The organism is Pseudomonas sp. Hp2, assembly GCF_006386585.1.
GTDB classification, from domain to species: Bacteria; Pseudomonadota; Gammaproteobacteria; order Xanthomonadales; family Xanthomonadaceae; genus Pseudomonas_S; species Pseudomonas_S boreopolis.
Map to the genome: position 1 here is coordinate 52,794 of NZ_VAHJ01000010.1, position 9,631 is coordinate 62,424.

Genomic DNA, 9,631 nt, shown 5'->3' on the forward strand with positions numbered 1-9,631 from the left:
TTGTGACGTCATGGATATCAGATCGGAGCGACATGCCCTCCTCCCTACGGGAGAAGGCGGCGCGCAGCGCCGGAGGAGGGTACGGGCGAAGCCCCGGGGGCCGGACATGGTCAGGGGCTTTCATCTCTGGCGTAGGGCCCCACCATCGCGCCGACGAAGCCGCCGGCGACCTCGGTGCTGAGCACGGTGCCGTCCTGGCGTTGCGCCAGCCATTGCCAGCCCTCGCCGGCGTCGAAGGCGAAACCGTAATCGCCTCCGTCGCCGGAGATCTTCAGCTTCAACGCCGCCGATGCCGGCAACGTGCGCGATGCCACCACGCGGGCGGCCGCCTCGCCGGCGCGCTTCTCCAGGAACAGCTGCATGCGCTCGCCATCGCGGCGCACGCCGAGGAAATACCAGTAGCGCTCGTTCTGGAACGCGGCCAACCCGGCGGCGGTGCCGGCCGCCGGCAGCTCCAGCGCGGTGCTGGCATCGAACGCCAGGTGCTGCTGGCGGCGCGCCAGGAACGAGGGGTTGCGCAGCGTATCCAGGCCTTCGGCGAGCGGATGGATCGTCAGCTGGCCCGGGCGCGCGCGCAGGTCGGCCCAATCCCGCTTGGGAACGCGCACGTACAGCCATTCGCGCCCGGGCTTGGCCGCATCGAACTCGTCGCGCCAGGTGAAGTTGCCGGTGTTCGGGGCCTGGTCGAGGCCGGCCTGCAGGTAGGCGGGGCCGGGCGCGACGTAGGGGATGGCGCGGCCGTGCTCGAGGATCACCGGCCAGCCGTCCTTCCATTCCACCGGCAGCAGGTAGGTCTCGCGACCGGTGTTGTAGTGGACGCGGGCGTAGTTGCGGCTGGCCAGGAACACGGCCCACCAGCGCCCGTCCGGGCCCTCTACGAGATCGGCGTGGCCGGCGTTGGTGACCGGCAGCGGGCGGTCCGCCGGCAGGTCGCGCTGGGTCAGGATCGGGTTGTGCGCATAGGGCGCGTAGGGCCCCCACACGTCGCGGCTGCGCAGCACCACCTGCGAGTGGTTCGGCCCGGTGCCGCCCTCGGCGTCGGACAGGTAGTACCAGCCGTCGCGCTTGTACAGGTGCGGGCCTTCGATCCAGATCGGGTTCTTCTCCGGCTCCACGCCGCCATCGACCAGCACCTTGCGCGGGCCGACGGGCTGGAAGCGCGCCAGGTCGATCTGCTGCATCCAGATCGCGCGATGGCCGTCGTAGCGCGACGTGCCCTCGGGCGCGTCGTTGTTGACCAGGTAGACCTTGCCGTCGTCGTCGAAGAACAGCGACGGGTCGATGCCGCCGATGCCCGGCAGCCAGTGCGGGTCGGACCAGGGCCCGGCCGGGTCGGTGGCGGTGGCGATGAAGTTGCCGCCGCTGTCCACCGCGGTGGTGACCACGTAGAAGGTGCCGTCGTGGTACGAGATCGCCGGCGCGAAGATGCCGCGCGACACGCCGAGCCCGTCGAAGTCCAGCTGGGTGCGCCGGTCGATGACGTTGCCGACCTGCTGCCAGTGCACCAGGTCGGCGCTCTCGAACACCGGGATGCCGGGGAAGTATGCGAAGCTGGAATTGACCAGGTAGAACTTGCCGTTCGCCGCGACCACGCTGGGGTCGGGATGGAACCCGGCCAGCACCGGGTTGCGGTAGTGGCCGGCCGGCAGCGGGGCCTCGAACGCGGCATCGCGGCCGGTGTATTCGAACCAGTCGAAATACGCGGGTGATTGCGCGAAGGCGGGAGCGGTCAGTGCGGCGAGCAGGAGCCCCCACCCTCGATGTCCCAGTGCTGGGCGAGGCTCGGTCATGCCTGGGCTTCTTGTCTTTATGAGAGCAGCGGCAAGAGCTTTCGCCTTGCGGCGAGTCACTTTTCTTTGCTTGTGCAAAGAAAAGTAACCAAAAGAAAGCACACCCCGCCTTCGCGCCCGCAGCTTCGCTGCGGGTTCGCGGCGCCAGCGGGATTTTTCGACGGGGCATCCTGCCCCGGCGAAAAACGACGCCCATCCATGGGCGTCGCCCTTCGGGTTTTTCCCGCCGTCCCCGCCGCTACGGAGGGGCCCCGACGGAGCAAAGGCGGAAAGCAACGGCAGGATCACAAGCAACAGCGACGAACCTTCCTGGCCAACAGTCCACTTGCGCAGGAACAACGGGAAAAATGCGTACGGACGCTTCATCACCCCTCCTCACCAATCCCACATCGCGCCGTCTTCCAGCCGCGCGATCGGCAGCTGCTTGGGGGCGTACGGATACTTCGCGGCCAGCTTCTCGTCGATGTCCACGCCATGGCCGGGCGTGTCGCCCACGTGCAGGCGGCCGGCGCGCAGCACGTAGTCGTGCGGGAACACCGCGTCGGTCTCGTCGGTATGGAACATGTACTCCTGGATGCCGAAGTTCGGCACCCAGGTGTCGAAGTGCAGCGCCGCGCCCATCGTCACCGGCGACAGGTCGGTGGCGCCGTGGAAGCCGGTGCGCACCTGGTACAGCGCGGCGAAGTCGGCCAGCCGGCGCACGTGGGTGATGCCGCCGCCGTGCACGATGGTGGTGCGGACGTAGTCGATCAGCTGGTTCTCGATCAGGTACTTGCAGTCCCAGATCGAGTTGAACACCTCGCCGACCGCCAGTGCGGTGACCGAGTGCCGGCGGATCAGCTCGAACGCCTTCTGGTTTTCCGCCGGGGTGGAATCCTCCAGCCAGAACAGCCGGTACGGCTCCAGGTCGCGCGCCAGCCGCGCGGCCTCGATCGGGGTCAGGCGATGGTGCACGTCGTGCAGCAGTTCGACGCCGGTGCCGTGGTCCTTGCGCAGTTGCTCGAACAGCCGGGGCGCGGTCTCCAGGTAGCGCGGCGTGTTCCACACCGTCTCCGCCGGCAGCTCGCTCTCGGCCGGCTCGTAGCCGCGCGCGCTGGAGACCCCGTAGGCCTTCTTCACGCCCGGCACGCCGCACTGCGCGCGCACCGCCAGGAAGCCCTGCTCGATGAAACGCCCGACGGCGTCGCTCGCCTCGGCGATGTCGCGGCCGTTGGCGTGGCCGTACACCAGCGCGCCCTCGCGCGAGCGGCCGCCGAGCAGCTGGTACAGCGGCAGCCCCGCCATCTTGCCGAGGATGTCCCACAGCGCCACGTCGACCGCGGCGATCGCGGTCATCGTCACCGGGCCGCGCCGCCAGTACGCGCCGCGGTGCAGGAACTGCCACATGTCCTCGATCCGGCCGGCGTCGCGGCCGATCAGGTTCGGCACCACGTGCTCCTGCAGGTAGGCGGCCACCGCCAGCTCGCGTCCGTTGAGCGTGGCGTCGCCCAGCCCGTACACGCCCGAGCGGGTGACGATCTTCAGCGTGACGAAGTTGCGGCCCGGGCAGGTGACGATGACCTTGGCATCGACGATCTCGCGCTCGCGCTTGGAGCCATGGGTAGCGGTTTCGGTGACGACTTGCGTGTTCATCGTGCGGATCTTGGGTGGGATGTCAGGGGATGGCGGTTTCGAACGGCCCGGCCGGCAGGCCGGCGCTGTCGTAGAGGGTGACGACGGGGCTGTCGGCCCAGCCGTAGCGCACGCGGGTGGCGGCGGCCGCGTTGGGCGCCTGCAGCACCACCTCGCGCCCGCGGATGCGCGCGCCGGCGTAGCGGCAGCTGCCCGGCTGCGCGCCGCACAGCTCGAAGCCGACCGGGCCGTCGGCGCCGTAGGCGACCAGTGAGCCATCGACGTCGTCGAAGCCGACCACGACCGTGTCGCCCTCGCGCCGCACCGAGGCCGGCACCGGGCCGGACGGCGGCAACGCCTCGCCGTACACCACGTGCCGCGCGGTGCGCGCCAGGCGCCGGCCGACGTCCTGCTTGTTGGCAGGGTGGATGTCGCCGCGCTCGCCGAGGTCGATCGCCACCGCCAGCCCGCTGCGCGCATCCTCGCCGGCCACGTCGCGCTGCGCCCGGCGCAGCTCGGCCCAGCCGCTTTCCTGCGGTTGCGTCGGCGGCGGGCCGAAGTTCGGCAGCTGCACCACCAGCAGCGGCAGGCCGGCGCCGAACTGCCGGCGCAGGTCGGCGCGGTAGGCGCGCAGCAGGCCGCGATAGGCGCCGGCCTCGCCGGTGTTGGATTCGCCCTGGTACCACAGCGCGCCGCGCAGCGCGTAGCGGCCCAGCGGGGCGACCATGGCGTTGTACAGCGTGGTCTTGCCGGAGGCGGACAGCCACGGCGCCAGCGGCGGCGTGCCGGCCCGTTCCGGCACCTGGCGGTACTCCCAGGCGCCGTCCAGCAGCACCGTGCCGCCGTCGCGCAGGTGCAGCGCGACCGGCCCGGACAGCCCGCCGTCGGCATAGGTGTTGAGCACGTTGACCACGACCAGGTTGTCGCCGGCATGCAGCAGTCCGGGCGGCAGTGGATAGTTCCGCTCGCCGCCGCCGTAGTCGCTGCCGACACCGCGCCCGTTGACCCAGGTCTGGTCGATCTCGTCGGCGCCCAGCGCCAGCGACGTGGCTTGCGCGGCCTGTTCGGCGCTCAAGCGCACGCTGGCGCGATACCAGAGCATGCCGGTGAAGCCGGCGAGTTCCGGCACGCCCCATTGCCGGTAGTTGCCGAGCTGCTTCGGCGCGGCGCGCCAGCCGGTGGTGGTCGCCGCGGGGTCCCATGGCGCATCGCCCTCGGCCACGCCCGGCAACGAACGCCACCATGCCGCCCAGCGTTCGCCCCAGCGCGCATAGGCGGCCTGCGGATCGCGCGCGTACAGCGCCAGCGTGTCGAGCGCATCGGCGTAGTCGCCGGCACCGCGCAGCGCGCCATCGCTCAGCCAGGCCTCGATGCGCGAACCGCCGAGCGAGGCGTTGATCAGGCCCATCGGCACGTCCACCTGCTTTTGCAGCTCGCGCGCGAAGTAGTAGCAGGTCGCGGAGAAATCGCCGACGTACTGCGAGGTGGCCGGTTGCCACTGCACCGGCGCGGCGAAGCCGTCCTGCGGGGCGGGGCGCGCGGCCTGCGGCACCTTCAGCAGGCGGATGCGGTCGTTGGCGGCGCCGGCGATCTCGGCGCGGGAGTTGAGCGTGCGATGCACCTGCAGCTCCATGTTGGACTGGCCCGAGCACAGCCAGACATCGCCGACCAGCACGTCGGTTGCGGTCTGCCGGGCCGTGGCCGTGCGTGCGGTCAGCGTGTACGGCCCGCCTGCCTGCACGGCCGGCAGCTGCGCCTGCCAGTGTCCCTCGTGATCGGCACGTGCGGTGACGTGCTTGCCGGCGAATTCCACACGCACCTGCTCATCCGGTCCGGCCTGGCCCCAGACTGGGATCGGCTGCCCGCGTTGCAGCACCGCATGGTCCTGGAACAGCGCGTGCAGCAGCGGCGCCTTGGCGTCCTGCGCCTGCGCGACGGGTGTCGCCAGGATCGAAGCGACCAACAACCCGACCGGCGCCGCCACGAGAGCGGGGACCCAGTGTCTTATCCGCAATCCCACCGTCGTGATTAACCCTTCCATCGTCATTCCCGCGAACGCGGGAATCCATGGACGTTGGTTCGAACGATCACAGTCCGTACGAAAGGCAAAAGTCCACGGATGATCTGCCCGAAGGGCTGCTGTAAAGCGCTTCGCGCGTTCGCGGGAATGACGGGTTTCATGCATCGCGCTCAACCCCAACCGATCCAAACTCATTTCCCGTCCCCCGGGGCAAAAGGAAACTGCAGCGATTCGTAGTAATCGAGCGGATGCGCCGGCGGCGCGGCGCCCGCCGGCAGCGGCCGCTGCGAGAAGGTCTGGAAGTAGGCGATGCTGGCGTCGCGCCACCAGCGCGCTTCCTTCTCCTGGATGGCCAGGAACGCCGCCACCTGCGCATGCCGTTCCGGATCGATGCGCCCGGCCAGCCCGTCCCAGGTGCGGCGCATCGCGGCCACGTAGTCGACCCCGCGATCGTAGCGTGCGACCAGCTCGTCCCACAGCGTGCGGCCGGAAGCCATGCGGTGGTCCCACGGCACGTGGTGGAACCAGAGCAACAGGTTCTCGGGTACCGTCGCCACGTCGCCGAAGCGCGCGGCCACCGGCGGAGCGTACTGCGCCACCGCGTTGCTGCCGCTGGCGCTGCGGTCGAAGCCGATGCCGTCGCGGCCGGCGCGGTGGTAGTAGACCGAAGTCCAGTCTGCGCGCGGGCCGCCGGAGACCCACGGCGCCGGGCCGTAGTGGTGGCCGCGGCCCATCAGGTGGTGCAGGCCGAGCGGGGTCATGTAGTCCACCACCGCCTCGCGCGAGCCCATCATCATCGCCACCACCGGCGCGACCACGGCCGGGTCGGTGGAGAACGTCATCCGAACCCAGTCCTCGGCGATCGCGCGGGCATCGGCATCGGGGTTCCATGCCATCCGGCCGAACGCGTACCAGTTGGCCTGGTCGAAGTGCGAGCCGCTCCAGTTGCGGTCGCTGCCGATGTTGGCCACGCCGGCGATGCCGGTCAGCCGGCTCCTGCCAGGCGCGTCGCCTTCCAGCGAGCCGTCCACCACCTTCGCCACCGTCGAGCCCGGCCCGCGCGCGTGGGTGTCCGATCGCAGCGTCTCGGCGAACAGCGGCGCCAGGTAGGCCAGGTGGGTGGCGAAGCCGAGGTACTCCTTGGTGATCTGGAACTCCATCATCAGCGGCGTCTTCGGCATCGCGCCGAACAGCGGATGGAACGGCTCGCGCGGCTGGAAGTCGATCGCGCCGTTCTTGACCTGCACCAGCACGTTGTCGCGGAACGTGCCGTCCAGCGGCTTGAACTCGTCGTAGGCCTGCTTGGCGCGGTCGTCCGGCTGCTCGTGCGAGTAGACGAAGGCGCGCCACATCACCACGCCGCCGTGCGGCGCGAGCGCGTCGGCCAGCATGTTGGCGCCGTCGGCGTGCGAGCGGCCGTAGTCCTGCGGGCCGGGCTGGCCTTCCGAGTTGGCCTTGACCAGGAAGCCGCCGAAGTCCGGGATCCGCCGGTAGATCTCGTCGGCCTTGTCGCGCCACCAGCGTCGCACCGCAGGATCGAGCGGGTCGGCGCTCTTCAGGCCGCCGATCTCGATCGGCGCGGAGAAGCGCGCGCTGAGGTAGACCTTGATGCCGTAGGGCCGCAGCACTCCGGCCAGCGCCGCGGCCTTGTCCAGGTACATCGGGGCCAGGCTCTGCGCGCTGGCGTTGACGTTGTTGAGCACCGCGCCGTTGATGCCGATCGAGGCGTTGGCGCGCGCGTAGTCGGTATAGCGCGGGTCCAGCCAGTCCGGCAGCTTGTGCCAGTCCCAGATCGACTCGCCGGCGTAGCCGCGTTCGACGTAGCGGTCCAGGTTGTCCCAATGGTCGAGCACGCGCAGCCGGACGCGCGGCGCCTCGCGCACGTCCAGCGCGGCGAGCGGCTGGCCGGTCTGCAGCAGGCGCAGGAAATGGAAGGCGCCGTACAGCGCGCCGATGTCCTCGTTGGCGGCGATCACCGTGGCGGCATGGCCGCCGAGCCGCATGCGGCGGATCAGGTAGCCTTCGCGGCCCAGTCCGGCCAGTTCCGGCCGGAGCGCGGCCAGCAGCGGCGACGATGCCGGCGTGCCGACCACGAGCGCGCCGTCGCGATCGGGGCGCTCGACCGACGGCGGGCGCGCGCCGAGCAGGCCGGACAGCCCGCGCAGCAGCTCCGCGCGCGTGGCCTGCTGGGTCGGCGTGGCGGCCGGCGCCGCCAGCGCGGTGACCTGCACGGCGGCCTGCGCGTCGCCCGGCGGCACGTAGCGCAGCCACAGCGCATAGCCGTCCTCGGCGTGCAGCGCCGGCGCCAGCAGCCAGAGCGCGGCGAGCAGCCATCCGCCGCCGCAATGCCGGCCGATGCGCGAGGCCGTTGCCCGGATCGTGCCGATGCCCGTCATCGCCCGTTCCCTCCCTGCGCGGGCAGGATCCGGGGCGCCCGGGCCATGCCCGGCTTGTCGCCGGCACAACGGGTTAACGCTACCATGGGCCGCGCAAGACGCTGGCCGTTCGCAGTGGCGCTGCCTGGCCGGGGATCGTGCACATCGCCTGCCTGCCGATGGCGGCAGCCTGCCAGAGGAAGGGAACGCATTTGGAAAAAAATCGCAAATCGATCCGCCGCAAGGGACAGGCGGTCACCATCGACCAGGTCGCGGCCCTGACCAAGGTGTCGCCGATGACGGTCTCGCGCGTGGTCAACGGCAAGGGCAACGTGCGCGACTCGACCCGCGAGAAGGTGCTGGCCGCGATCAAGAAGCTCGGTTACCAGCCCAATCTCGCCGCCAGCGCGCTGGCGGCCGCGCAGAACACCCGCATCGCGCTGATCCATAGCGATCCCAGCGGCGCCTACCTGCGCGAACTGCTGCTCGGCGTGCTGCGCGCCGTCTCGCATACCTCGATCCAGCTGGTGATCGACTACTGGGACGGGCTCACGCCCGAGGCCGAGCGCAAGGCCGCGCGCGCGCTGGCCAAGAGCGTGGCCGGCGTGATCCTGCCGCCGCCGCTGTGCGAGTCCGAGCCGGCGGTGCAGGAACTGGTGAAGGCCAAGGTGCCGGTGGTGTCGATCGCCTCCGGACGCTTCAACCGGCAGGTCTCGTGCGTGCGCATCGACGAGTACCGCGCCGCGATGGAGATCACCGCGCACCTGATCGCCAAGGGCCATACCCGGATCGGCTTCATCCACGGCCATCGCAACCTCAGCGCGAGCCTGCGCCGGTTCGAGGGCTTCCGCGCCGCGCTCGAGGAGGCCGGCCTGGCCTTCGATCCGGCCCTGGTCGAGTACGGCGACTACACCTACCGTTCCGGGCTGGCCGCGGCCGAGAAGCTGCTCGCGGTCTCGCCCGCGCCGACCGCCATCTTCGCCAGCAACGACGACATGGCCTCGGCCGCCGTCTCGGTCGCGCACCGGCAGGGCCTGGACGTGCCGCGCGACCTGTCGGTGGTCGGTTTCGACGACACCTCGACCGCGACCGCGGTCTGGCCCGAGCTCACCACCGTCCACCAGCCGATCGCGGCGATGGCCGACACCGCCATCGACCTGCTGCTGCGCGAGATACGCGACCAAGGGAAGGTGACGCGGACGGTGTTCGATCATGTCGTGGCCCATCAACTGGTGCAGCGTGAATCGGTGGCGCCGCCGCGCAAGCGTGTTGCTGCCGCGGGAGCGGCGTCGACCGCGAAAAAACGCCCCCGGTAAAGCTCCCGCGAGCCTCCTCCCATCGGGGCGAAGGGGTACGGTTTGCGCGCCATCGTGCGCGTGCGCCTGGGCGCCCGCGCCGCCGGCGTGGGCCGGGGCGCGGAGCGGGGGCTGGGGTGAGTGAGGGTAGGGGCGCAGCCTCTCGTGATGTCTCGCTACATGAAGCTTCGCCCGAACCCTCATCCGCCCCTTCGGGGCACCTCGCTTCGCGCCCCGGCCTGACGCAGCGCGCCAGGCGTTCAGGCGCGGTCAGCGCAACAGGTACTGGTTGAGCAGGTTCTCGTAGGCCTCCTGGCGGCCGCTGGTCTGCTTCGGCTCGCCGTGCTGGGCGGCCAGGCCCGCCAGCGCCGCCAGGTCCAGCTTGCCGTCCACGAAGTCCTTGCCCGCGCCGCTGTCGAAGCTGGCATAGCGCTGCTGGCGCCACTGCTCCCACGGCGAGGCCGTCAGCAGCGCGTGCGCCACCTCCAGCCCGCGCGCGAACGCGTCCATGCCGCCGATGTGCGCGATGAACAGGTCCTG

5 protein-coding genes and 1 pseudogene are annotated in these 9,631 nt (G+C 70.8%); 1 reads left to right on the plus strand and 5 read right to left on the minus strand.

Annotation, left to right across the window (positions count from 1 at the left end; genetic code table 11):
- Positions 1–110: 110 nt before the first annotated feature.
- From FD678_RS19855 to FD678_RS19870, 4 genes are all read right to left on the minus strand, one after another.
- Entirely contained in the window at positions 111–1,790 is a 1,680-nt protein-coding gene (locus FD678_RS19855) for a glycoside hydrolase family 43 protein (RefSeq protein WP_140727980.1), read from the minus strand.
- A gap of 375 nt (positions 1,791–2,165) precedes the next feature.
- On the minus strand, positions 2,166–3,422 hold the full coding sequence (gene manD, locus FD678_RS19860) for a D-mannonate dehydratase ManD (protein WP_140727981.1): 1,257 nt from the start codon (positions 3,420–3,422) through the stop codon (positions 2,166–2,168).
- A gap of 22 nt (positions 3,423–3,444) precedes the next feature.
- On the minus strand, positions 3,445–5,442 hold the full coding sequence (locus FD678_RS19865; RefSeq protein ID WP_140727982.1) for a sialate O-acetylesterase: 1,998 nt from the start codon (positions 5,440–5,442) through the stop codon (positions 3,445–3,447).
- A gap of 170 nt (positions 5,443–5,612) precedes the next feature.
- A complete protein-coding gene (locus tag FD678_RS19870) occupies positions 5,613–7,817 on the minus strand; it encodes an alpha-glucuronidase family glycosyl hydrolase (RefSeq protein WP_140727983.1) in 2,205 nt (734 codons plus the stop codon).
- 191 nt (positions 7,818–8,008) lie between these two features.
- Here FD678_RS19870 and FD678_RS19875 point away from each other — a divergent pair, with 191 nt between their 5' ends.
- Positions 8,009–9,112, plus strand: coding sequence for a LacI family DNA-binding transcriptional regulator (locus FD678_RS19875; protein ID WP_177497931.1), 1,104 nt, complete (start codon positions 8,009–8,011; stop codon positions 9,110–9,112).
- A gap of 249 nt (positions 9,113–9,361) precedes the next feature.
- Here FD678_RS19875 and FD678_RS19880 read toward each other — a convergent pair.
- Positions 9,362–9,631, minus strand: a pseudogene (locus FD678_RS19880) (hypothetical protein); the annotation flags it as partial.